This window comes from Priestia sp. SIMBA_032 (assembly GCF_046535215.1).
Lineage (GTDB): Bacteria > Bacillota > Bacilli > Bacillales > Bacillaceae_H > Priestia > Priestia aryabhattai.
The window spans coordinates 1-238 of record NZ_JAWRXD010001514.1; the positions used below are offsets into that span (position 1 = coordinate 1).

Here is a 238-nt window from a genome sequence, read left to right on the forward strand (position 1 = left end):
GCGGCCCGCGCCCACGACATGGGCATCTCGGAAAACGAACTGATCGGCGCCCGCAGCCGCGGCACGCTGCTGATGCGGATGCACCGCTATGACGTCGACCACATCATGGGCGAGCCCGACGACGCCCGGGAGTACGTGAACGGCAACCGGCGTTGTGAGTCGCTGTGGTACCAGGACGGCGGTGGGTGGCATACCCGCATCACCATGTGCAACGGCCGCCTGCAGAGCTACAGCACCG

The 238-nt window shown here is 67.2% G+C and carries 1 protein-coding gene; it reads left to right on the forward strand.

Translation table 11 applies throughout. The features are described 5' to 3' along the window. On the forward strand, positions 1–238 hold a 238-nt coding region (locus SB717_RS39355; RefSeq protein WP_410908741.1), incomplete at both ends, for a hypothetical protein.